The 22,131-nt window shown below is 61.9% G+C and carries 23 protein-coding genes; 14 read left to right on the top strand and 9 right to left on the bottom strand.

The genetic code is table 11. The annotated features are described in order from the left end of the window. Positions 1 to 19: 19 nt before the first annotated feature. From ACQY1L_RS14590 to ACQY1L_RS14575, 4 genes are read left to right on the top strand one after another with little or no spacing between them, the layout of a single operon-like run. On the top strand, positions 20 to 604 hold the full coding sequence (locus ACQY1L_RS14590; RefSeq protein WP_430241428.1) for a TRAP transporter small permease: 585 nt from the start codon (positions 20 to 22) through the stop codon (positions 602 to 604). Positions 605 to 607: 3 nt separating this feature from the next. Continuing rightward, a complete protein-coding gene (locus ACQY1L_RS14585) occupies positions 608 to 1,921 on the top strand; it encodes a TRAP transporter large permease subunit (protein WP_325263654.1) in 1,314 nt (437 codons plus the stop codon). Between the two features lie 20 nt (positions 1,922 to 1,941). Beyond that, positions 1,942 to 2,925: a TRAP transporter substrate-binding protein gene (locus ACQY1L_RS14580; protein WP_430241426.1), complete on the top strand. Its 984-nt coding sequence runs from the start codon at positions 1,942 to 1,944 to the stop codon at positions 2,923 to 2,925. A 55-nt stretch (positions 2,926 to 2,980) separates the two neighbouring features. After that, positions 2,981 to 3,502, top strand: coding sequence for a winged helix DNA-binding protein (locus tag ACQY1L_RS14575; protein ID WP_062454239.1), 522 nt, complete (start codon positions 2,981 to 2,983; stop codon positions 3,500 to 3,502). A 12-nt stretch (positions 3,503 to 3,514) separates the two neighbouring features. On the opposite strand, the gene ACQY1L_RS14570 is transcribed toward ACQY1L_RS14575, so the two are convergent. After that, positions 3,515 to 4,339 carry an alpha/beta hydrolase gene (locus tag ACQY1L_RS14570; RefSeq protein WP_430241423.1) on the bottom strand — a complete coding sequence of 275 codons (825 nt, stop codon included), beginning with the start codon at positions 4,337 to 4,339 and terminating at the stop codon, positions 3,515 to 3,517. A 222-nt stretch (positions 4,340 to 4,561) separates the two neighbouring features. Between ACQY1L_RS14570 and ACQY1L_RS14565 the strand changes: the two genes are divergently transcribed. The 6 genes from ACQY1L_RS14565 to ACQY1L_RS14540 are packed head-to-tail and all read left to right on the top strand — an operon-like array spanning position 4,562 to position 9,983. Continuing rightward, positions 4,562 to 5,698, top strand: coding sequence for an ABC transporter substrate-binding protein (locus ACQY1L_RS14565; RefSeq protein WP_430241421.1), 1,137 nt, complete (start codon positions 4,562 to 4,564; stop codon positions 5,696 to 5,698). A gap of 9 nt (positions 5,699 to 5,707) precedes the next feature. Continuing rightward, entirely contained in the window at positions 5,708 to 6,631 is a 924-nt protein-coding gene (locus ACQY1L_RS14560; RefSeq protein ID WP_062578515.1) for a branched-chain amino acid ABC transporter permease, read from the top strand. A gap of 13 nt (positions 6,632 to 6,644) precedes the next feature. Continuing rightward, on the top strand, positions 6,645 to 7,622 hold the full coding sequence (locus ACQY1L_RS14555) for a branched-chain amino acid ABC transporter permease (RefSeq protein WP_430241419.1): 978 nt from the start codon (positions 6,645 to 6,647) through the stop codon (positions 7,620 to 7,622). Next, entirely contained in the window at positions 7,615 to 8,364 is a 750-nt protein-coding gene (locus ACQY1L_RS14550) for an ABC transporter ATP-binding protein (protein WP_430241417.1), read from the top strand. Before ACQY1L_RS14555 ends, ACQY1L_RS14550 begins: the two co-directional genes overlap by 8 nt. Continuing rightward, positions 8,361 to 9,047, top strand: coding sequence for an ABC transporter ATP-binding protein (locus ACQY1L_RS14545; protein WP_430243985.1), 687 nt, complete (start codon positions 8,361 to 8,363; stop codon positions 9,045 to 9,047). Before ACQY1L_RS14550 ends, ACQY1L_RS14545 begins: the two co-directional genes overlap by 4 nt. A gap of 3 nt (positions 9,048 to 9,050) precedes the next feature. Beyond that, positions 9,051 to 9,983: a glutaminase gene (locus ACQY1L_RS14540; protein WP_062578522.1), complete on the top strand. Its 933-nt coding sequence runs from the start codon at positions 9,051 to 9,053 to the stop codon at positions 9,981 to 9,983. Positions 9,984 to 10,064: 81 nt separating this feature from the next. Here the strand turns inward: ACQY1L_RS14540 and ACQY1L_RS14535 are convergent, their stop codons facing one another. From ACQY1L_RS14535 to ACQY1L_RS14520, 4 genes are all read right to left on the bottom strand, one after another. Then, entirely contained in the window at positions 10,065 to 11,582 is a 1,518-nt protein-coding gene (locus ACQY1L_RS14535; protein ID WP_430241415.1) for a tripartite tricarboxylate transporter permease, read from the bottom strand. 22 nt (positions 11,583 to 11,604) lie between these two features. Next, complete coding sequence (locus tag ACQY1L_RS14530) at positions 11,605 to 12,093, bottom strand: tripartite tricarboxylate transporter TctB family protein (protein ID WP_062454230.1); 489 nt, start codon at positions 12,091 to 12,093, stop codon at positions 11,605 to 11,607. Beyond that, the gene (locus ACQY1L_RS14525; protein ID WP_062454229.1) at positions 12,090 to 13,034 is read right to left on the bottom strand and encodes a Bug family tripartite tricarboxylate transporter substrate binding protein; all 945 of its coding nucleotides are present in this window, start codon (positions 13,032 to 13,034) and stop codon (positions 12,090 to 12,092) included. The genes ACQY1L_RS14530 and ACQY1L_RS14525 overlap by 4 nt, the downstream gene beginning before the upstream one ends. Before the next feature lie 230 nt (positions 13,035 to 13,264). Beyond that, complete coding sequence (locus ACQY1L_RS14520) at positions 13,265 to 14,332, bottom strand: ABC transporter substrate-binding protein (protein ID WP_062454228.1); 1,068 nt, start codon at positions 14,330 to 14,332, stop codon at positions 13,265 to 13,267. A 165-nt stretch (positions 14,333 to 14,497) separates the two neighbouring features. Between ACQY1L_RS14520 and ACQY1L_RS14515 the strand changes: the two genes are divergently transcribed. The 3 genes from ACQY1L_RS14515 (at position 14,498) to ACQY1L_RS14505 (ending at position 17,145) form a co-directional block, all read left to right on the top strand. After that, complete coding sequence (locus ACQY1L_RS14515) at positions 14,498 to 15,004, top strand: DUF1993 domain-containing protein (RefSeq protein ID WP_430241412.1); 507 nt, start codon at positions 14,498 to 14,500, stop codon at positions 15,002 to 15,004. Between the two features lie 84 nt (positions 15,005 to 15,088). Continuing rightward, positions 15,089 to 15,766, top strand: coding sequence for a response regulator transcription factor (locus tag ACQY1L_RS14510; RefSeq protein ID WP_113109268.1), 678 nt, complete (start codon positions 15,089 to 15,091; stop codon positions 15,764 to 15,766). Then, positions 15,763 to 17,145 (top strand): sensor histidine kinase, encoded by a 1,383-nt coding sequence (locus ACQY1L_RS14505; protein WP_430241410.1) that lies wholly within the window; start codon positions 15,763 to 15,765, stop codon positions 17,143 to 17,145. Before ACQY1L_RS14510 ends, ACQY1L_RS14505 begins: the two co-directional genes overlap by 4 nt. 5 nt (positions 17,146 to 17,150) lie before the next feature. Here ACQY1L_RS14505 and nagA read toward each other — a convergent pair whose 3' ends face one another. The 4 genes from nagA to ACQY1L_RS14485 are packed head-to-tail and all read right to left on the bottom strand — an operon-like array spanning position 17,151 to position 21,001. Beyond that, positions 17,151 to 18,311: an N-acetylglucosamine-6-phosphate deacetylase gene (gene nagA / locus ACQY1L_RS14500; RefSeq protein WP_430241408.1), complete on the bottom strand. Its 1,161-nt coding sequence runs from the start codon at positions 18,309 to 18,311 to the stop codon at positions 17,151 to 17,153. Continuing rightward, a complete protein-coding gene (locus ACQY1L_RS14495) occupies positions 18,308 to 19,336 on the bottom strand; it encodes an SIS domain-containing protein (protein WP_430243983.1) in 1,029 nt (342 codons plus the stop codon). The genes nagA and ACQY1L_RS14495 overlap by 4 nt, the downstream gene beginning before the upstream one ends. A gap of 10 nt (positions 19,337 to 19,346) precedes the next feature. Next, entirely contained in the window at positions 19,347 to 20,111 is a 765-nt protein-coding gene (locus ACQY1L_RS14490) for a GntR family transcriptional regulator (protein WP_092664018.1), read from the bottom strand. Next, positions 20,108 to 21,001 carry a BadF/BadG/BcrA/BcrD ATPase family protein gene (locus ACQY1L_RS14485; RefSeq protein ID WP_430241406.1) on the bottom strand — a complete coding sequence of 298 codons (894 nt, stop codon included), beginning with the start codon at positions 20,999 to 21,001 and terminating at the stop codon, positions 20,108 to 20,110. Before ACQY1L_RS14485 ends, ACQY1L_RS14490 begins: the two co-directional genes overlap by 4 nt. A gap of 205 nt (positions 21,002 to 21,206) precedes the next feature. Between ACQY1L_RS14485 and ACQY1L_RS14480 the strand changes: the two genes are divergently transcribed. After that, positions 21,207 to 22,130, top strand: coding sequence for an N-acetylmuramic acid 6-phosphate etherase (locus ACQY1L_RS14480; RefSeq protein ID WP_430241404.1), 924 nt, complete (start codon positions 21,207 to 21,209; stop codon positions 22,128 to 22,130). Position 22,131: the final 1 nt, after the last annotated feature.

The following is a 22,131-nucleotide window of genomic DNA, read 5'->3' as shown; positions in this document are numbered from 1 at the left end:
CTTGTGCGGAGGGCAAACCGTGTCCGCCGCTGATCCACGCCACAGCATTTTCCCCGAATGGCTCCGCAAAGGGCTGGACGGATTGTACCTCGTGTCGGGCTGGCTTGCCGGCCTCTTCCTGGTCGCGATCTTCCTCATCATGCTCGCGCTATCCGCAGGCCGCCCGCTTGGGATAGACGTCCCGGCCGGCGACGATTTCGCATCCTGGGCAATGGCGGCGTCCGCCTTCCTCGGTCTCGCCCATACATTCCGCTCCGGCGAAATGATCCGCGTCGGCTTGCTGGTGGAAAGGTTCACCGGCCGTACCCGCCAGATGGTCGAGATTTTTGCCCTGCTGGTTGGGTCCGCCGCTGCCCTCTATTTCGCCTGGTACGCTTTCGACATGAACGTCACGTCGTGGCGGTTCAACGATCTTGCCCAAGGCGTCATCGCCATGCCGCTGTGGATCCCCCAGATCGGTTTTTCCGGCGGCCTGATCATCCTGGCTGTCGCCATGACGGACGAGCTTCTGCACGTGCTTTTCGGTGGGTCGCCGCGCTACGAAAAGCCGCCTGCCGAAACGGCCGAAGAAGTAATCGAACGCGCAATGCAGAGCGGGGCCTGACGCATGGGAACGATTGAACTCGTTGAAATCGCCGGCGTCGTCCTCGTCGCGCTGCTGGCGCTTCTGGCCGCCGGAGTCTGGATCGGCTTCTCGCTGCTGATCTGCGGCCTGATTGCCATGCTTTTCGTGCCGGGCATTCCGTTTGGCGCGGTGCTGGCCACCAACTCCTGGAGCAACGGCGCGTCCTGGTCGCTGGCGGCGCTCCCGCTGTTTGTCTGGATGGGCGAAATCCTTTTCAGGACAAAGCTGTCCGAAGAGATGTTCCGGGGTTTGGCACCCTGGCTTGGCTGGCTCCCGGGTAGGCTCATGCATGTCAACGTTCTCGGATGCGGCCTGTTCGGCTCGATCTCCGGTTCCTCGGCTGCAACCACGGCGATGATTGCCAAGATCGCCCTGCCGGAGTTGAAGAAGCGAGGCTATGACGAGATGGTCAGCCTCGGCTCGCTGGCCGGTGCCGGCACGCTCGGCATTCTCATCCCGCCATCGATCACCATGGTCGTCTATGCGGTCGCCGCCAACGTCTCGATCATCCAGATCTTCCTCGCGGGTTTCCTGCCGAGCCTGATCGTGATGGTCCTCTATTGCGGCTATATCGCCATTTGGTCACTGCTCAACCCCGACAAGCAGCCGCCTGCGCCGCCGAAAATGAGCTTTAAAGAGAAACTCAAGGAATCGGCCAACCTCATTCCAGTCAGCCTCCTGATCATCCTCGTCTTCGCAACGCTGTTGCTCGGCTGGGCCACGGCGACGGAATGTGCGGCCTGGGGTGTGGCCGGCTCGCTCGCCATTGCCGCCTGGTCGAAAACGCTCAGCTGGAAGTCCTTCTGGGACAGCGTCATGGGCGCGACACGTCTCACCTGCATGATCATGCTGATCCTGACGGGTGCCGGCTTCATGTCGATCGCCATGGGATATACCGGCATTCCGAACGCGCTGGCGGCCTGGGTCGATAGCTTCAACCTCAGCCCTTACGCTCTGATCGCCGTGCTGACGATCATGTATATTCTCCTTGGTGCGGCACTGGATGGTCTTTCGATGATCGTCCTCACCACGGTTGTCGTTTTGCCGATGATCCAGCAGGCCGGCTTCGATCTCGTCTGGTTCGGCATCTTTCTGGTGCTCATCGTCGAGATGGCGGAGGTCTCTCCGCCGGTCGGCTTCAATCTCTTCGTCCTGCAGACGATGAGCGGCCGCGATAGCCTGACGGTGGCAAAAGCCTCGCTGCCATTCTTTTTCCTGCTTGTGGCGACCGTCGCCATCATTACGGTTTTCCCGGAAATCGTGATGGTTCTGCCGAAAATGGCATTCCCGGGTTAATCACAAAGAGGGAACTGAAAATGAAGGTCACTGGAAAACTCGCCCGCCTCGGCATTGCCGCAGCCGCGCTCCTCGCGTCCACAGCATCGTCTTTCGCAGCCAACTGGGTCCTGCCATCTGCCTATCCGCCGACCAACTACCATGTCGAGAACCTCAACCAGTTCGCCAAGGACATCGATGCGGCCACCAAAGGTGAGCTGAAGATCACCGTTCATCCGAATGCCTCCCTCTTCAAGGCCCCCGATATCAAGCGCGCGGTCCAGACCGGCCAGGCCCAGGCGGGCGAAGTGCTGCTGTCGCTGCACGAAAACGAAAACCCGGTCTTCGGGATCGACGTCGTGCCGTTCCTCGCCACCAGCTTCGAACAGTCCAAGAAGCTTTACACGGCCTCGAAGCCCGCCATCGAACAGGCGCTCGACAAGCAGGGCCTGAAGCTCCTCTACACCACGCCATGGCCGCCACAGGGCCTCTTCACCAAGAAGGACGTCAACACCGTCGCCGACCTGAAGGGTCTGAAGTGGCGCGCGTATAATGTCGGCACATCGCGTATTGCGGAACTGGTCGGCGCCCAGCCGGTCACCGTCCAGGCTGCCGAACTGCCGCAGGCTCTGGCAACCAGTGTCGTCGATGGCTTGATGACCTCCAGCGCCACGGGCGTCGACAGCAAGATCTGGGAATCCCTGACCCACTATTATGACACCCAGGCCTGGATCCCGAAGAACGTCATCTTCGTCAACAAGGCTGCGTTCGCAGCCCTCGACGCCGCCACGCAGAAAGCCGTGACGGATGCGGCTGCGGCTGCAGAAACCCGCGGCTGGTCGATGGCCGCCGAAAAGACGGCGTCCTACATGGAAACGCTGAAGAAGAACGGCATGCAGGTTCTGGAACCAAGCGCCGAACTGAAGACCGGCCTTTCCGCAATCGGCGCCAAGCTGACCGAGGATTGGTCCAAGAAAGCCGGCGCAGATGGCGCCGCCATTCTGGACGCCTACAAGAAGATGTGATTTCGGAAGCGCCGTGGCAATCGTGCCGCGGCGCCCTCTCATTCCGGAGAAGCTCATGTCCGAACCGATAGACACTGTTGGCCCGATCGTTTCTTCGGAGCACCTAGCAAGCGGCGCGCTGCCGGCTCTGTCCGAAATCGAGTTCGGCCTCACCATGCTCAATCATGCGTTCAGCCGCTGGATGGTGCGCTGCATGGCGGCATCCGGAGTGCCCGACCTTTCGACCGTCGACATTCTCGTCCTCCACAACGTCAACAGCCGCAACAAACCGAAGACGCTTGCCGATATCGCGCTCGTCCTCAATATCGAAGACACACACGTCGTGACCTACGCGCTGAAAAAGCTGGAACGGCTGAAGCTGATCAAGTCCGGCAGACGCGGCAAGGAAAAGCTGGTCATGGTGACGGAAGCGGGCGCTGCAGCCTGTGCCCGCTACAAAGCAATGCGTGAAAGCCTGCTCGTCAAATCCGTCCTGGCGACCGAAGTATCCGCCGACTCCCTGTCGGATGTCGCAGCCCGCCTTCGCGCCCTGTCCGGCCATTACGATCAGGCCGCCCGCGGCGCCGCGTCTCTCTAGCGACGAAACACGCTAGGCCAAAAGCGCTCTCGTCAGAGGGTGGTGCGGATCGGATAGCCCGTCCAGGACCGTGAAATGGTTTCTGTCCGGCTCCTCGACAGCTTCGGTCTCGGCCCCCAGACCCTTCCAGATATTGGCGAGCAGCGCGTTCTGGCGAAGGAATTCCGAGCGCTCGTTGCCGCCCACCCAGCAGGTGAGGCGCGTGTTCGGGAGGGGTTCCAGCAAGGCCGGGCTTTCCAGCTGCGCCTCGTCAGGATCGATCCGCTGCTTCTCGTTCATCTTCGTCCTCATGATCGGGCGAAGGTCATGCACGCCAGAGATCGATACCGTGTTGACGATGCGTTGGCGAACCGGCTCTGCGAGCGGCGATGTGTTGGTGATCATCCGCGTCACCAGATGCCCGCCGACCGAATGCCCGGCAAGCCGGATCGGCCCCTCCACCAGCTCTGCCGCTGCCGTGATCGCCTCACCGATCTCGCGGGTAATTTCAGCGATCCGGTTTTCCGGCGCAAGCGTGTAGGCCGGCAGTGCCACCGCATATCCGCTTTCCAGAGCACCATGGGCAAAATGCGACCAGTAGCTGTTGTCGAGCGCGATCCAGAAGCCGCCATGGACATAGACGACGAGGCCGACCGGCTTTCCGGCGGGCAGCAAGAGATCGAACCGGTTGCGCGGCTTGTCGCCATAGGCAATGCCGAGCTTTGCACGGCCTTCGGCCGCGAGCGTTTCGCGGTACAGTCTTGCCGGTTCCACCCAGGCAGCAGGCCAACGATCGCCCTTTGGAATGTTCGGGCCATTGGCATAGGCGTCGTCCCAGTCGATGATCCCGTGGCGCATGTGATTGTCTCCTGTTCGATCCGACAAGCGTCATAACCCGCCCCCGATGTCGCTGGAAAGCCTGACTTGCTGTTCCAAGACTTCTCCTCGTCGGCATAGTTTGCTTTGTGATGCTTTTTGCGCTTGCACGCGGTGGAAGTTTGCCGGCGAATGTGGAAGGTAACGGTTTCACCGCCATCGATGGATTGGCGGAGCAGGGGACAAAAAAAGGGGAGAATGACGATGAAGAAAATCCTGGCAGCCGCCACGATGGCACTCGGCCTCGGCGCATCCGGTCTGGCGATCGCCCAACCGCTGAAGATCGGCATGATCACCACGCTATCAGGCGGCGGTGCAGGCCTCGGTGTCGATACGCGCGACGGCTTCATGCTGGCGATCAAGCAGTCCGGCAACAAGGATATCACCGTCGTCACCGAAGATGATGCGCAGAAGCCGGAACTTGCCGTCCAGATCGCCGACAAGATGATTCAGAGCGACAATGTCGACCTGCTCACCGGCATCGTCTGGTCGAACCTGTTGATGGCTGTCGTGCCTGGCGCGGTTGCGCAGGACAAGTTCTACGTCTCGACCAATGCGGCACCCGCAGCGCTCGCCGGTGCCGGCTGCAACAAGCTCTATTTCAACGCGGCCTATCAGAACGACAATCTTCACGAAGCTGTCGGCGAATATGCCAACAAGTCCTACAAGAAGATGTTCATCCTGGCGCCGAACTATCCGGCCGGCAAGGATTCGCTGACCGGCTTCAAGCGCTATTACAAGGGCGAACTGGCGGGCGAAGTCTATACCAAGGTCGGCCAGACCGATTACGCCGCCGAAATCGCCCAGATGCGGGCATCGGGTGCAGACGGCATCTTCGTCTTTCTGCCGGGCGGCATGGGCATTTCCTTCATGAAGCAGTTCGCGCAGTCGGGCGTGAAGATCCCCGTCATGGGCCCGGGCTTCTCCTTCAGCCAGGACGTCCTGCCGGCCATCGGCGATGCGGCGCTTGGCGCCAAGGCATCGGGGCAGTGGGCTCCGGATTTCGATACCGACGTCAGTCGCAAATTCGTCACCGACTTCAAGGCCGAATACAATCGCCTGCCGTCGATCTATGCGCTTCAGGCCTATGATGCCGGTCAGCTGATCGCGTCGGCCGCTGCCAAGGCAGACGTCAAGGATACCGAGGCTTTCCGCGCCGAACTTCTCAAAGCCGACATCAAGTCGCCGCGTGGAAAGTTCAAGTTCAACACCAACCAGCATCCGATCCAGGACATCTACCTGACGGAAGTGGTGAAGAAGGACGGCGTTCTGACCAACAAGACAGTCGAGAAGATCTTTGCCGATCATGGCGATGCCTACGCCAAAGACTGCAAGATCTAAGGGAAGCATGTGACCATCTCGCTTGCTCTCGAGCAGCTGCTGAACGGTATCCAGCTCGGCGTCATGTTGTTTCTCATGTCTGCCGGGCTGACGCTGATCTTCGGCGTCATGGGCCTGATCAATCTCGCCCATGGCTCGCTCTATATGGTCGGCGCCTTCGCCTGCGCGGCCGTTGCAGCATTGACCGGGTCGTTCTGGCTCGGTCTCGTCGCCAGCCTTGCCTGTGCGGCGGCAGCCGGTGCCATCGTCGAACTCCTGGTCATCCGCAGGCTCTATGACCGCGATCATCTCGATCAGGTGTTGGCGACGTTTGCACTGATCCTGATCTTTTCCGAAGGCACCCGCTGGCTGTTTGGCTCCTTCCCGCTTTATCTCGATATTCCGCCGTTGCTGCAGGGCGCGGTCGCTCTGCCGGGGGATGCAACCTATCCCGTCTACCGCCTGGCGATCATCGCCGTCGGTGCCTTGGTGGCGCTCGGCCTTTACCTGCTGATCGGCAAGACCCGGCTCGGCATGCGCATCCGGGCCGGCGAAAGCGACCGCGAGATGATCGGCGCACTCGGCGTCGATATCCGCACGCTCTATACGCTGGTCTTTGCACTGGGCTCCGCTCTGGCCGGGCTTGCCGGCGCAATCGTCGGCCCGCTGCAATCGGTTCAGGTCGGCATGGGCGAACCGGTGCTCATCCTCGCCTTCGTGGTGATCGTCATCGGCGGCATCGGTTCGATCAAAGGTGCGCTCGTTGGCGCACTGCTCGTCGGCATCACCGATACGCTCGGCCGCCTTCTTCTGCCGCAACTGTTGACCCTGTTCATGGATCCGTCCCAGGCGGGCATGATCGGCGGCGCTGCGGCATCGATGCTGATCTATGTGGTCATGGCGGTGATCCTGTCGGTAAAACCTCGCGGCCTGTTTCCGCCAGCCCATGCATGAAGGCCGTTCAACGATGGTGCTGACCCGCGAAAACGCCGTCAATTTCACGCTGGCCGTGCTGCTGCTCGCCGTGCCCCTGGCCGCGAGCGCGCTCGGCCAGCCGTTCTACATAACCCTTGCGACCCGCATCGCCATCCTCGCTTTGGCCGCACTCGGCCTCAATCTTGCGCTCGGCCTCGGCGGTATGGTGTCGTTCGGCCACGCGGCCTTTTTCGGCATCGGGGGCTATGCCGCCGGCATTCTTGCAAGCCACGCGCTATCAGGCGAGCCGCTTTTGTTCGATCTCTCGGGCACGGCGCAGATGCCGATCATCTGGCTGGTCGCCGTCATCGCGGCCGGTCTGGTGGCGCTGGCCATCGGGGCGCTTAGCCTGCGGACCTCAGGCGTCTATTTCATCATGATCACGCTCGCCTTCGCGCAGATGGTTTATTACTTCGCGATATCCTGGCCGGCCTATGGTGGCGAGGACGGGCTATCGATCGCGGTGCGCAATCAATTTCCGGGCACGAACACCATGCGCCCGCTGAATTTCTTCTTCGTCGCTTATGCCGTTCTGCTGACCGGTATCGGCCTTTTCGCGCTGATCCGCGCGTCGCGGTTCGGTGCGGCGCTGGCTGCCACCCGCCAGAACGAGATCCGCGTCGCCGCCCTCGGGATCGACCCCTACCGGATCCGGCTCGCGGGCTTCGTCATCTCGGCCATGATCACAGCCCTTGCCGGCGCGCTCTACGCAGATCTCAACCGCTTCGTCAGCCCGTCCATGCTTGCCTGGCACATGTCGGGCGAACTCATCGTGCTGATCATTCTCGGCGGCACCGGACGGCTTTTCGGGCCGCTGGCAGGGGCAGCGCTTTATGTGGCGTTCGAGTTCGCGCTGGGCGGCCTCACCGAACGCTGGCAGTTCTTCCTCGGTCTCATCCTTCTCGGCGTGGTTCTCTTTGCCCGCGGCGGATTGCTGGGCCTGCTTGCCGGGAAGACGAAACATGGTTGAGCCGGTTCTTCAGATAGACAATCTCGTCAAAAGCTTCGGCGCGCTTCGTGCCTCCGACGGCATCACGCTCGATCTCAAGCCGGGCGAAATCCACGCATTGATCGGCCCGAATGGTGCGGGAAAATCGACCCTGATCCACCAGATCTGCGGCACGCTCAAGCAGGATAGCGGCACGATCCGCCTCGCCGGCGAAGACATCGGTGCATTGAGCGCTGCCGCACGCACACGCCGTGGGCTCGGGCGCACCTTTCAGGTGTCGTCGCTGGCACCGGAGTTTTCGGCGCTTCGAAACGTCATGCTGGCGGTCCAGGCGAAGCAAGGCTCGAGTTTCGGCTTCTTCCGACCTGTCATGCGCGACAGATCGCTGATCGATCCTGCGATGGCGATCCTCGAGCGCGTCGGTCTGTCCGACCGGGCACGCCTGCCGGCGGCCGAGCTTTCCCACGGCGAGCGCCGCCAGCTGGAGATCGCCATGGCGCTGGCCCTGCAATCGAAGGCTCTGCTTCTCGACGAGCCGATGGCGGGAATGGGGCCGGAAGGTTCGAAACGGCTTACAGGCTTTCTCGATACGCTGCGCCAGGAAGCACCGATCCTGCTTGTGGAACATGATATGGATGCCGTCTTCGCGCTGGCCGACCGGATTTCGGTTCTGGTCTACGGCCGCATCATCGCAACCGGCACGGTTGAGGATATAAGGCGCGATCCGGCGGTCCGTACCGCCTATCTGGGAGATCACGCCTGATGCTGCTCGATGTCAAGGATATCGCGACGTACTACGGCAGCAGCCAGGCGCTGTTCGGCGTCGAATTTGCGGTGGCGGAAGGCGAGGTCGTGGCGCTGATGGGCCGCAACGGCATGGGCAAGTCCACGACCATCAAGTCGATCTGCAATCTCTTGAGCCCGAAAACCGGCCGCATCGTCTTCGATGGTAAGGACACCGGGAAGCTGGCACCCTACAAGGTGGCGCGGCTGGGCGTCGGACTTGTGCCCGAGGGACGCCGCTGTTTCCCGAACCTCACCGTTCACGAAAACCTGGTCGCCGCCGCAAGACCCGGTGAATGGACCGTCTCAGAGATCAATGCCCTGTTTCCCCGTCTGGAGGAACGGCATGCGCAGATGGCCAGATCGCTCTCCGGCGGCGAGCAGCAGATGCTGGCGATCGGACGCGCGCTGATGACCAATCCGCGGCTGCTGATCCTCGACGAGGCGACGGAGGGGCTTGCACCTGTCATCCGCCAGGATATCTGGAAGGCGTTGCGCCAGTTGAAGACGAAGGGCTTGTCCATTCTCCTGGTCGACAAGACGCTGTCCGAGCTCTTACCGGTTGCCGACCGGTGCGTCATCCTCGAAAACGGCAGAAGCGTCTGGACCGGCGCACCAGCCGATCTGACACCAGGGTTGCAGGATCGATATCTCGGAGTGTGAGCAATGACGGACGATCTGCAGGCCATCGTCGACCGGATCCACGCCAAGCTGCAGAGCCGGCTGGGCGAGGGCAAGGTGGCCGACTACATTCCCCAGCTTGCCCATGTCGATCCACGCAAGTTTGGCATGGCGGTCGTCACGGTCGACGGCAAGGTCCATAGCGCTGGTGATTGTGCCGAACCCTTCTCGATCCAGAGCGTGTCGAAGGTTTTCACGCTGACGCTCGCACTCGGCAAGCATGGCGAAACCACCTGGAACCGGGTCGGTCGGGAGCCGTCGGGCTCTCCCTTCAACTCCATTGTCCAGCTTGAACAGGAGGCCGGAAAGCCCCGCAACCCTTTCATCAATGCCGGCGCAATTGCCGTCAGCGATCTCGTTCTTGCTGGCCATACGCCGCGCGAGGCGATCGGGGAGATCCTGCGCTTCGTCCGCTATCTGGCGGATGACGAAACGATCGCGATCGACCCGTCGGTTGCGAAATCCGAGGAAGCGACCGGCTACCGAAATTTTGCGCTTGCCAATTTCATGCGCTCTTTCAACAAGCTCTCGCATCCGGTCGAGCATGTGCTCGGCGTCTATTTCCACCACTGCGCCATCTCCATGACCTGCACCCAGCTGGCGCGCGCCGGTCTATTCCTCGCCGCCAACGGCCGCAACCCGATGACCGGGCACACGGTGGTCTCAAGCCAGCGGGCACGCCGCATCAACGCGTTGATGCTGACTTGCGGCCACTATGACGGGTCCGGCGAATTCGCCTACCGCGTCGGGCTTCCCGGCAAGAGTGGCGTCGGCGGCGGCATCATGGCCGTGGCGCCCGGACGCGCGTCGATGGCCGTCTGGTCGCCGGGCCTCAATCAGAACGGCAATTCGCTGGTCGGCTCGCTGGCGCTCGAAATGCTGGCCGATGAAACCGGTTGGTCCGTGTTCGGGCACTGAGAGAACCTCCGTTAAGAAAGCAAAAAGCCCGGCCTCCTTTTCGGAAGACCGGGCTTGTTTCGTTTGGGAAGTCTGAGGTCCTTAGTCTTCGCTGGCAGCCATCTGGTTCAGCACATTGCCGCGTCCGCGCATGCGCAACACCAGCGGTACGATCAGGGCAGCCGCTGCCACGAGCAGAAGGCCTGCAGCGATCGGCGAGGTGAACAGCACTGTCACGTCGCCCTGGCTGATCGACAGTGCACGACGCAGCTGCTGCTCGGCGAGCGGACCAAGGATCAGGCCGACGATAACAGGAGCGATCGGATAGTCGAACACGCGCATGATGTAGGCGACGAGACCGAAGGCGAGCAGCATGCCAAGCTCGAACACCGACGGATTGGCGCCGATCGTGCCAAGCGTCGCAAACACGAGAATGCCGGCATAGAGCCAAGGCTTCGGGATCGTCAGCAGCTTCACCCACAGACCGACCAGCGGCAGGTTCAACACCAGCAGCATCAGGTTGGCGATGAGAAGCGAAGCGATCAGGCCCCAGACCAGCTGCGGGTTGGTTACGAACAGCAGCGGGCCCGGCTGCAGGCCGTATTGCTGGAAGCCGGCCAGCATGATCGCAGCCGTCGCGGACGTCGGCAGACCAAGGGTCAGCAGCGGAACGAGCGTACCGGCGGCCGAGGCGTTGTTGGCAGCTTCCGGACCGGCAACACCTTCGATCGCGCCATTGCCGAACTCTTCAGGATGCTTGGAAAGACGCTTCTCGGTCGCATAGGAGAGGAACGTGCCGATTTCTGCACCACCGGCCGGCATCGCGCCGATCGGGAAGCCGATGACGGTCCCGCGCAGCCAGGCTTTCCACGAACGCGCCCAGTCCTGAGCGGTCATCCAGACGGAGCCCTTGATCGCTTCCACCTTGTCGGGGGCCTTGGCACCTTGGGCTGCGATAAACAGCGTCTCGCCGATCGCAAACATCGCAACTGCCATGGTCGTGACCTCGATGCCGTCGAGAAGGTCAGGTACGCCGAAGGAGAGGCGGTTCTGGCCGGTCAGCTGATCGATGCCGACAAGCGACAAAGCAAGGCCGATGAACAGCGATGTCAGGCCACGCAGCGTCGAGTTTCCGAAAGCCGACGAGACTGTGACGAAGGCGAGAACCATCAGCGCGAAATATTCGCGCGGACCGAACACCAGCGCCAGCTTCACGATATAGGGTGCAACGAAGGCGAGCGCGAGCGTGGCGATCAGGCCGGCCACGAAGGAACCGATCGCAGCTGTTGCCAGCGCTGGCCCCCCGCGTCCTGCGCGGGCCATCTTGTTGCCCTCGAGCGCGGTCACGATCGAGGCGCTTTCGCCTGGCGTGTTGAGAAGGATCGAGGTCGTCGATCCCCCGTACATGCCGCCGTAATAGATGCCGGCAAACATGATCAGCGAGCCGGTCGCATCCAGCTGGTAGGTAACGGGCAGAAGCAGCGCGACGGTGGTTGCCGGGCCGATGCCGGGCAGCACGCCGACCATCGTGCCGAGCGTTACGCCGACGAGCGCGTAAAACAGGTTCATCGGCTCTGCGGCAGAGGCCAGACCCTGAAGAAGGAATTCGAAAGTGCTCATGGATTAACTCTCTGGCTCCAAGTTAAAGGAGCAGGTTTTCCAGCGGACCGGCGGGAAGGGAAAGCTGCAGGACGCCCGCAAACAGGTACCAGATGGCGAGACAGATCGCGATGCCGATCGGAATGCTGATATGCAGCCGACGGGCACCGAAGCCGCGTGCGGCGAAAGCGAAAAGCAGGCCCGTCGCAATCGAGAACCCGACGAACCGGATCAGGATCATCTGGGCGAGAAGCCCGGCGACAACCCAGGCGACGGGACCGAATTCCTGCCGTTCGCGCGCGGGGAAATCCCGACGGAATGCCGCAAAGACCGTCCAGATGGCAAGGCCGATCAGGCCGAAAGCGATCCAGTAGGGCACGGAGGCGGGGCCGACAGGCGAGTAGCCAGTCGTACTCGTCAGCCGCGACACATCGATGAAGATGACGGCGGCGACGATCGCGAGTACGGCTGCAATGGCAAGCGCCGCCCAATCAGGGCGGCGCTGTTCGGTAGTCGTGTTTTCAGAACTCATTTGACCAGTCCGATGTCCTTCAGGATGGTTTCCGTCGCAGCGATATCCTTGGCGAGCTGCTCATCGAAGGCCGGACCGGAGAGGTAGGTGTCCATCCAGCCCTTGGTCTTCAGGTTATCCTGCCAGGTCTTGGACTTTACCAGCTTCTCGATGTCGGCAGTGATGGTCTTCTTCTGCTCGTCGGAAATGCCGGGAGCAGCGGCAACCATGCGCCAGTTCTGCAGCACGACGTCGAGACCGGATTCCTTCAGCGTCGGGGCATCAATGCCGTCGATCTTCTTGTCGGACGAGATCCCCAGCAGGCGCAGCGAGCCGGCCTTGATCTGCGATTCGAACTCGCCGTAGGACGAGATACCGGCCGTCACCTGGCTGCCCAGGATCGCGGCAAGCGCTTCGCCGCCACCGGAAAACGCGATGTAGTTGATCTTGGTCGGGTCTACGCCGGCAGCCTTTGCAATGAGGCCAGCGCCGATATGGTCGGTGCCGCCAGCCGAACCGCCACCCCAGGATACGGAACCCGGATCAGCCTTCAGCTTGGTGACCAGATCCGCCATCGTCTTGATGTCGGAAGATGTCGGGACGACGATCACTTCGTATTCGCCGGTGAGGCGTGCGATCGGTGTGACGTCTTTCAGGGTTACCGGCGACTTGTTGGTGAGGATTGCGCCGACCATGACGTAACCGCCAACCATCAGAGCGTTCGGGTTGCCCTTCTGCTGGCTGGCGAACTGGGCGATGCCGATCGTGCCGCCGGCGCCCGGAACGTTCATGACCTGGACGCGGTTGGAGATCTTCTCCTGCTGCAGGGCGACCTGCATGGTGCGGGCCGTCTGGTCCCAGCCGCCGCCCGGCGCTGCCGGTGCCATGACCGAATAGTCAGCCGCTACGGCCGGGAAGGCGACTGCGCCCGCGAGGAAAGATGCGATGAGAAAATGTTTCAAGGGTATGTCCTCCGTTGACGTCCTTTTGGACGAAATCTTTGATGGCGCAACGGTAGGATCGATTTGAGCGGACTGGTGCCGTCCGTTGATCTCCTCCCGTCACCGATCGAGTCCGCCTCCGAACGGGTCTCGAATGGTTCTAAGGCAGCATAACAAGCTGACATCTACCTGACATTTCCCTGACTGCGTCTGTTTGACAAGGGTAAATGCCTCAAAATCGCCAGAATTGATCACTGCTGGCGCAAGACCTCGTTCCATTTCGAGATCAGCCGCGCCCGTTTCACCTGATCGAGATAGACCATCAGCCCGAGGCTGACTGGCACCGGCTTCAATTGGCCGCCCAGCATCTCGCGCATCGTCGTTGCGGTGTTGTTGCCGGACACTTCGGGACTGACGGCCGGGATCTGCAGTTCGCGGGCCATAATCGTCTGGCCCTCCTTCGACATGAAGAATTCGAGGTAGCGCTTTCCGAGATCGGCACGTTGAGCAGCTTGCGGCACCAGCCCGATACGCGACATGACCACCGTATAGTCCTTCGGCAGGACGATCCCGACATTCGGGTTCCGTGAGGCCCAGTCGGCGGCGTAGGAACCGACGATATTGTAACCCATCAGGAAACGGCCATCCGCCACCCTCTCGAGGATGGCGCCGCTTGTCGAATAGAGTTTGACGCCCGCTTCGCCCATCGCCCGCACCACCGACCAGATGTCGCCGAACTGTTCCTGGTCGCGCGACATGAACAGGAAGCCGACACCGGAGCGTTCGATATCGTAGGTGCCGATGCGGCCATGCGCCTGGTCACCTTGGCGCGCCAGAAACGCGATGAACTCGGCGCGGGTGGCAGGCGGCGCCTCGTTCTTGAAACTCGGCTTGTTGTAGACGAACACGGCCGGCTCGAAGGTCAGCGCGTAAACCGTATTGCGCCAGTTCGCCCATTCGGGCCATCGCCCGCTCATCGGCAGATCGCTCGCCTGGGCGTAACCGTCATTGGCGAGCTTGACCTGGAGATCCATGGCCGACGAAAACGCGAAATCGGCGGTCTTGCGGCCCGCGTCGGTCTCCCGCACGATCCGGTCGTAGATCTCTCCCGTCAGCATGTCCTCGTAGGACACCGCCACATCTGGGTTGGACGACTGGAAGCCTGTGATCATCGGCTTGGCAAGAGGCTCGTCCAGCGACGAATAGACGGTAAGGACAGGCGCATCCTTGTTGCCCGAAAGGGCAGGAAACATCAGCACTTCCGCGACGGCCAGATGCGGCGCAGCGATGAGACAAAGACAGAGGAGAAGCTTTTTCATTGCGGGCAAGAATGCCCGACCCGGGCGCTTACGGCAAGCCGTTGGAAATCCCTCACTGGTGTCCGGAATGCAGGGCTCGCGGTCTACCGCTCCCCTGTTGTATTGCCGGTCGCCGTTATTACCTGTGAATGGCGATTTCCCCACCAGCCCTTTGAGGTCACAACCATGTCGCTTTCCCTATACGACGTCTCCGTCCCGGCGTTTATCCGTGGATTTGCCAATCTCTCCGAGATCCTGAAGAAAGCCGAAGCCTTCGCCGACGAGAAGGGCATTCCCCACAGCCAGCTTCTCGCAGCGCGCCTGATCGAGGACATGCTGCCGCTGACGGGTCAGATCCAGCGCGCCAGCGACACGGCCAAGTTCGTCCCGGTGCGCGTCGGCCAGCTCGAAAACGTCGCGATGGAGGATAACGAAGTCACGTTCGCCGATCTCCATGCCCGCATCGACAAGACGGTCGCCTTCCTGAAGACCGTCGTTCCCGCCAGCATGTCCGGTCGCGACGAGGCAGAGGTCGTGCTGAAGACCCGGTCCGGCGAGATGAAATTCACAGCCACCGACTACGTTCTCGGGTTTGCCCTGCCCAACTTCTATTTCCATCTCACCGCCGCCTACGCGATCCTCCGCCACAAAGGCGTACCCATCGGCAAGACCGATTATCTCGGCCGCAGCTAGGCGAGCTAACGGCAGACGCTGCTGTGTCCAGTGACAACCCCGCGTCCCGGCGATAAGAGTCAGCCGGAACGGGGAAATGACGGTTTGCGTATCCTTCTTGTCGAAGACAATCAGACGCTGGCATCGGGCCTTGCCGCGATTTTGCGCGGCAGCGGCTATGTGGTCGATCTCGTGGCCGACGGAACGTCGGCGGAGGCAACGGTCGCCGCCGAAAGCTACGATCTGGTCATTCTCGACCTCAACCTTCCCGAAATGGATGGTCTCGATGTTCTGAAGGCCATGCGCGCCCGCCAGAACCGGGCGGCGGTGATGATCCTCACCGCCCGCGGCACGCCGGAAGAGAGGGTCAAAGGCCTCGATCTCGGCGCCGACGATTACATGACGAAACCGTTCGACGTGCCGGAATTCGAGGCGCGCATCCGCGTCCTTCTTCGCCGCCAGGCGGGCCTTCGAAGCTCTGTCGTCACCTATGGCGGCGTCACCTTCGATCTGACCTCCCGAACCTTTTCGAGCCAGGGCGTGCCGCTCGATATCCCGGCGCGCGAGGTGGCCCTTCTCGAACTCCTCTTTATGCGGGCCGGAAAGGTGGTCTCCAAGGAGGCGATCATTCGGTCGCTGACAGGGTTCGACGACGACCTCTCGTCCAATGCGATCGAGCAGTATGTGAGCCGACTAAGAAAGCGGCTTGCGGTCTATGGTCTGACCGTCAAGACCGCGCGCGGCATTGGCTATTATCTCGAGAAAATGGCCTCTCCGGAATGACGCCGACAGCCGCCTATTCGCTCCGCCGCCGGCTTCTTGCATGGCTCCTTCTTTCCACGGCGCTGATCGGTGGCGTCGCCATGTTCGATACATGGGATGAGGCTCTCGATACGGCCAACGAAGTGTCCGATCGTGTGCTTGCGGGTTCGGCCTTGGCGATCGCCGAGCGCGTGATCGTCGCGGAAGACGGAGCGCTCGAGGTCGACATCCCCTATGTGGCGCTGGAAATGCTGACCTCTGCCGCGCAGGACCGGGTCTTCTACCGCGTCGACGGGCCGCCCGGCACCTTCATCACCGGCTACCAGAACCTTCCCTCCATCGCGCGTCGGGAGGGCCAGGCGGTGGCGTTCGAGAACGCCAGCTTTCGGGGCGAGCCCATCCGGGTCGCCGTCCTTGCCAGATCCGCGTCGACCGGCATCCGCTCGGTTCCCTTCGTCGTCACGGTCGCCGAAACCACCATGGCCCGTGAACAGCTGACGCGCACCATCCTGATACGCTCGGCGCTGCGAATTCTCTTCATGATCATCGGTGCCGCCGTGATCGTCTGGGTCGCCGTCACGCTGTCTCTGCGGCCCCTCTATCGCTTCAGCGAAGCGATCGCCGAACGCAGTCCGGACGATCTGCATCCGATCGGGGAAAGGGTGCCGAACGAGGTGCAGGGCCTGGTCGACACCGTCAATTCGTTCATGGTCCGGCTCGAAAGCGCGCTGAATGCGCTGCGCCACTTTACCGGCAATGCCAGCCATCAGCTCCGCACGCCGCTTGCGATCGTGCGCACGCAGCTCGCACTTGCCGACCGGGCGGACGACCTGGCCACGGCAAAGACGGCGGTCCGCAAGGCAGATGAAGCGGTCGCAGGTGCCGAACATATCCTCGCGCAATTGCTGCTGATGGCAAAGATCGATGCGGCCGGACGCTCGGCAGCATTCCGCAAGCTCGATCTCACCGATCTCGTCCGCGGCCTGACGGGCGATCATGTGCCGGGCGCCGCCGATCGTGGCATCGACCTCGGGTTCGAAGGAGAGGGCGTAATGCAAGTCAATGTCGAGCCGCTGCTGATCGGAGAACTGGTGAAGAACCTGATCGTCAACGCGATCCTTCATGCGGGCTCCGGCACGGAGGTCACCCTCCGCATCGAACGGAGTGGCGAGACGGCCCGGCTCGAGGTGGAGGATAACGGCCCGGGCATTCCGCCCGAAAAGCGAGCTACCGTGCTCGAACGGTTCGGACGCCTCGGCCGCGGCGATGTATCCGGCACCGGTCTCGGACTGCCGATCGTCGAAGAGATCGCCCGCCTACACGGCGCTGCCCTATCGCTTCACGATGGCTCAGGCGGCACAGGCTTGAAAGTCCGGATCGATTTCCCGCTGGCCGGATAGGTCCTTCAGATCTGTGCGTGCGAACATTCTCCTGAAATCCAGGTGCTTTGCATGGAGAGATCCGCGCCAAGCATGACGAAATCCGCATCATATCCGGGCTTCAGAAAACCCTTCCGATCCTCGATGCGAGCGGCCTGGGCGGGATAGGCAGAAGCCATGCGCAAGGCCTCCTCCAGCGACAGGCCGAGATTGCGGTGCACGTATCGAACCGAAGAGATCATGTCGATATCGGCGCCGGCGAGTGTTCCGTCGGCAAGGGTCAGCCGGCCATCCTTGCGCAGGATTTCGCGGCCGTTGAGCGTGAAGGATGTCATGTCGGTCCCGATCGTCGACATCGCATCGGTCACCAGGAAAATCTTTCCAGGACCGGCTTTGGCGCGAAGCGCTGCCCCCATTGCGGCGGGATGGACATGGATGCCGTCTGCAATCAGGCCCGCATAGAGCGCTGCCGTATCGAGCGCCGCCCCAACCAACCCCGGTTCGCGGTGACCGAGCGGGCTCATGGCGTTGAAGAGATGCGTGACCGTGCGGATGCCAGCTTCGGCATAGGCCGTCGCCGTATCATAGCTCGCTTCCGTGTGGCCGAGGCTGACGATGATGCCAGCATCTGTAAGCTTTGCCACCTGTTCGGCGGTCACGCTTTCTGGCGCAATGGTCACCATCAGAACATCGAGCGCCCGTCTGCAGGAAAGCATCAGATCGAGGTCGCGATCCTCCATCGGGCGGATGAGCTTGGGATCGTGCGCTCCCTTGCGGGCAACGGACAGATGCGGACCTTCGAGATGCAGTCCGAGAAAACCGCGAATGCCGCGGTTCTTCGCATCCATGCCGGCGGCGACGGTCCGGGCGGAAATGTCAGGCGTGTCGGTGATCAGTGTCGGCAACAGCGCCGTCGTCCCGAACTTCGCATGCGCGGCGCAGATGGTGGCGATACCCTCGACCGTCGGCTCTTCGTTGAGGAGCACGCCACCGCCGCCATTGACCTGCAGGTCGATAAAGCCCGGAGCGATGATCTCGCCACCGTCGATCCTCTGGATCTCGGGCGAAAGCGAAGCCGTAGGCTGGATGCGATCGATCCGGCCGTTCGAAAACACGACCGCGGCATTCTCATGCCAGTCGGCGCCGTCGAAGATGCGGTTTGCAGTCAGAGCCTTGAGGTCGGTCATAGGGTTTCGGTGACTTTGTTGAGGGCTGCCGGCTGATCGGGATCAAACCCCTTCGACCGCGACCAGGCTTCGACGAAACCGTAAAAGGGCACGATCAGCGCCAGCGCGTCGGTCAGCGGATGGCCTGTTGCGACGAAGGGCAGCTTTCGGGCAGCCGTGACTCGGTCGGAGGTCGCGTAGGCGAGCGCGCCCTTGGTCGCGAAACTGTCTGCGATCTGGACGGCGGAAGCTTCCGCCGCGTCCCTTGCGGCAAATGTCAGCACGGGGAAACGCTTTTCCACCAGCGCCACCGGACCATGCAGGACTTCTGCCGCGGAATAGGCCTCCGCATGCATGTTGGACGTTTCCTTGAATTTGAGCGCAGCCTCGCTGGCGATCGCAAGCGCCGGGCCGCGGCCGAGCATGTAGAGCGAATCAGCATCTCCGAGTTCGCTCGCAAACGCGCTCCAGTCGAGCTTGATGGCTCCATCGAAATGGCCGGGCAGGGCGCGAACCGCCGCTTTCAGCCGGTCATCGGCGGTCCATTCGGCGAGAAGGGCAAGACCGGCGACAATCGAGCTGACGAAAGACTTGGTTGCCGCAACCGCAATTTCCGGACCCGCATTGATATCGACCCCATACAGCGATGCCTCGGTGATCGGCGACGGGAGCGTATTGGTCAGCGCAATCGTCACCGCTCCTGACCGGGTCGCAGCCTCCGCCATCGCGACGATGTCCGGGCTCTTGCCGGACTGGGAGATGGCGATCGCAGCGCCACCGCCAAGCTGCATATTGGCACCGTAGATCGAGGCAAGCGACGGTCCGAGCGAGGCGACCGGACGTCCTGCCGTCAACTCGATCGCATATTTGATGAACGTCGCAGCATGGTCCGAGGAACCGCGCGCGATCGTTACCAGGAAGGCCGGATCCTTGTCGCGCAGGGCCTTGCCGGCCTTGGCAATGTCTGCCGCCGAACGGTCGAGCAATCGGGCTGTCGCCTCCGGTATCTCGTCGATTTCCTGGCGCATATGGGTCTTCATCGTCATCCTCGTCTGATCAGCTGTCGCCAAGCGAAAGCTCGGCCACGAAATCATAGGCATCGCCCCGGTAAAGCGAGCGGGTAAGCTCCACCACCCGGCCGGAGGCCAGGTAGGAAACGCGTTCGATCGACAGGCCCGCCGCCTCGATGGGCACTTCAAGCAGGCCGGCGTCGATCTTTTTCAGATTGGTCGCGGAGATCCGCTGGATGGCGCGTACCGGTCGCGCATCCTTCTTTTCAAGTTCCGCATAAAGCGACTGCTGGAGCGATACCGGGTTGGGCAGGAATTCTGCCGATATGCTGGCGCGCTCGATGGCAAGCGGCATGTCGTTCCCAAAGCGCAAACGTCCGATCCGGGCAACCATCGTGCCGGGTGCGAGACCCAGCATCATCATCTCTTCGGGCGAGGGATGAAACAATCCGCGCTCCAGCCATTCCGATCGGGAAACCAGGCCACGCCGTGCCATGTCCTCGGTAAACGATGTCAGCTTGGTCAGAGGTTGCTCGACGCGCGACAGCGGTTTTACCACGAAGGTCCCGGATCCATGGCGGCGGGTCAGAAGCCCGTCCCGGACAAGATCGTCGACGGCCTTGCGCACCGTGACGCGGCTGACGCTCGCATAGTCGGCGAGATCCCGCTCCGCGGGAAGCGCGTCGCCGTGACCGAGCTTGCCGGACCGGATCGCATCTTCCAGGCTCTGGCGCAGCTTGAGATAAAGCGGGCCGGAGCCGCCGGACTGCAGGCCGTCGAGGGGCAAGATGGCCGTCAGCGCCTCGCTCATGCGCACGCCTCCATCCGTGCTCCAGATGCAAAGGCCTTGACGGCCAGTTCGACGGCGCCGGTCATTGCGTCGGCCCGCGGCTCGGAAAGACGGAGCCTGTGCCTCTCGGCAAGATAGCGAGGATAAAGCGGTGCAAGGCCACCAAGCAGGCAGAGTTTTGCTTTGTCGCCGCTCAGCGCCATGACGGCATCGAGCGCTTCGTCGATCCCGGCAGCACCGGTATGGAGGATCCGCAAAGCCGTCTCGTCGCCACGGCGAGCATAGTCGAAAACCTTTGGAGTCTGACGACCGAAGTCGCCAGGCTTGGCCAGCCGCGCGAAATCGACGATCAGTTCCGGATTGTTGTCGAACTCGGCCAGGATCGCCTCGCAGAGCGGCGTCATCGGCCTTATCCGGTCGAAGGCAAGCAGGGTTTCCTGCAGCGCGAGCTGCCCGAGCCTTGCGCCACTACCGAGATCGCTCACCTGAAACCCCCAGCCGGCGATGGATCTGAACTGACCGTGGCTGCGGATGATGTAGACTGTCCCGGTCCCAACGATGCCGATCGCACCGTCTTCGTCACCGATCGCGCCCTGCAAGGCGATGACGCCGTCAGAAACGATCTGCGATCTGGCAAAGGGGAGACGTTCGGTCACATAGCCCACCGCGCCGCCGACATTGTTGCCGGCAAGACCCAGGATTGCAGATGCGGATGAAAGATCCGGCGTGAGCCCGGCATCTTCGAACGCCAGCTCTGCGGCTTCAGCAATATGCCTGAGGGCAGTGTCGGGATCGGTCAGGATATTGGAGGCACCGCTCTTGCCGCGGCCGAGTAGGGTGCCGTTCCTATCGGCCAGTGCCGCCCGGCAGCTTGTCCCGCCGCCATCTATCCCGATCACGTAATCCGCCATGGATACCTCCACGAAGAATGATACCAAAAAAATACCATTTACCAAGCGCGAAATTATTGATGCGGACAGAGCGGGGCTAAGACGCTATTTTAACTCGATTATTAGTACTAAACGCCAGCTGCCATGTTTCAGTCGGTAACTTTCGTTAATTTCCTGCTGGACAATTGGTATTTTTTTGGCATCATTTTGCTTGAGGGAGAAACGGATGAGCCAAACAGCCACCGAAGCCAGGCATGGGAATACGGAAGGGCTGGATACGCGCGCCCCGACCGAAATCCTTCGGCTTCTGGCGTCCGGTCAGCAGCAGGCGGCCAAGAGCGTCGATGCGGCGATCCCCGCTCTTGCGGATGCCGCGGAACTCGTTGCGTCGGCTCTGAGGCGTGGCGGAAAGCTTGTCTATGCAGGCGCCGGCAGCTCCGGCCTGATGGCCATGGCCGATGCGCTCGAGCTTCCCGGAACCTACGGCATTGCACGCGAGCAGATCGTCCTTCTTCTTGCCGGCGGAACGTCCGTCCTGGCTGACCTGCAGGGTGCGCCGGAGGATGATATCGCCCTGGCCGATCAGGATGCAGCGATCATTGCGGCGGGAGACTGCGTTCTCGCCGTTTCTGCAAGCGGCTCGACCCCTTACGTGCTGAAGATCGTCGAAATTGCCGGGGCCCGTGGCGCAAAGGTCGTGGCACTCGCCAACAATCCCGATGCACCGCTTTTCAATCATGCCGATGTCGCCGTCCTTCTCGAAACGCCGCCGGAACTGGTGGCTGGATCGACGCGCATGGGCGCGGGGACCGCACAGAAGCTTGCATTCAACATGCTGTCGACGCTGGCTGCGATCAAGCTCGGTCACGTGCATGACGGACACATGGTCAATCTGCGCGCCGACAATGCCAAGCTGCGCACCCGCGCCGCCGGCATGGTTGCCGATATCGCAGGCGTGACTGCCGACGAGGCGGTAAGATATCTGCAGGTGGCGGACGGATCGGTGAAGATCGCCGTGCTTCTGGCTGAAGGCGCCCCCGATATCGACGCCGCACAATCGCTGCTTATTCGTTCCGATCAGGTGTTGAGGAAAGCACTAGCGGAACTGAAGATGACGGAAACGACCGAGACTCGCGCCGCAAGGCGCTAAC

The organism is Neorhizobium sp. DAR64862/K0K3, assembly GCF_050500185.1.
Classification (GTDB): Bacteria; Pseudomonadota; Alphaproteobacteria; order Rhizobiales; family Rhizobiaceae; genus Neorhizobium; species Neorhizobium soli.
Note: the sequence above shows the minus strand (reverse complement) of the source record. Positions and strands in the feature narration are given on the sequence as shown.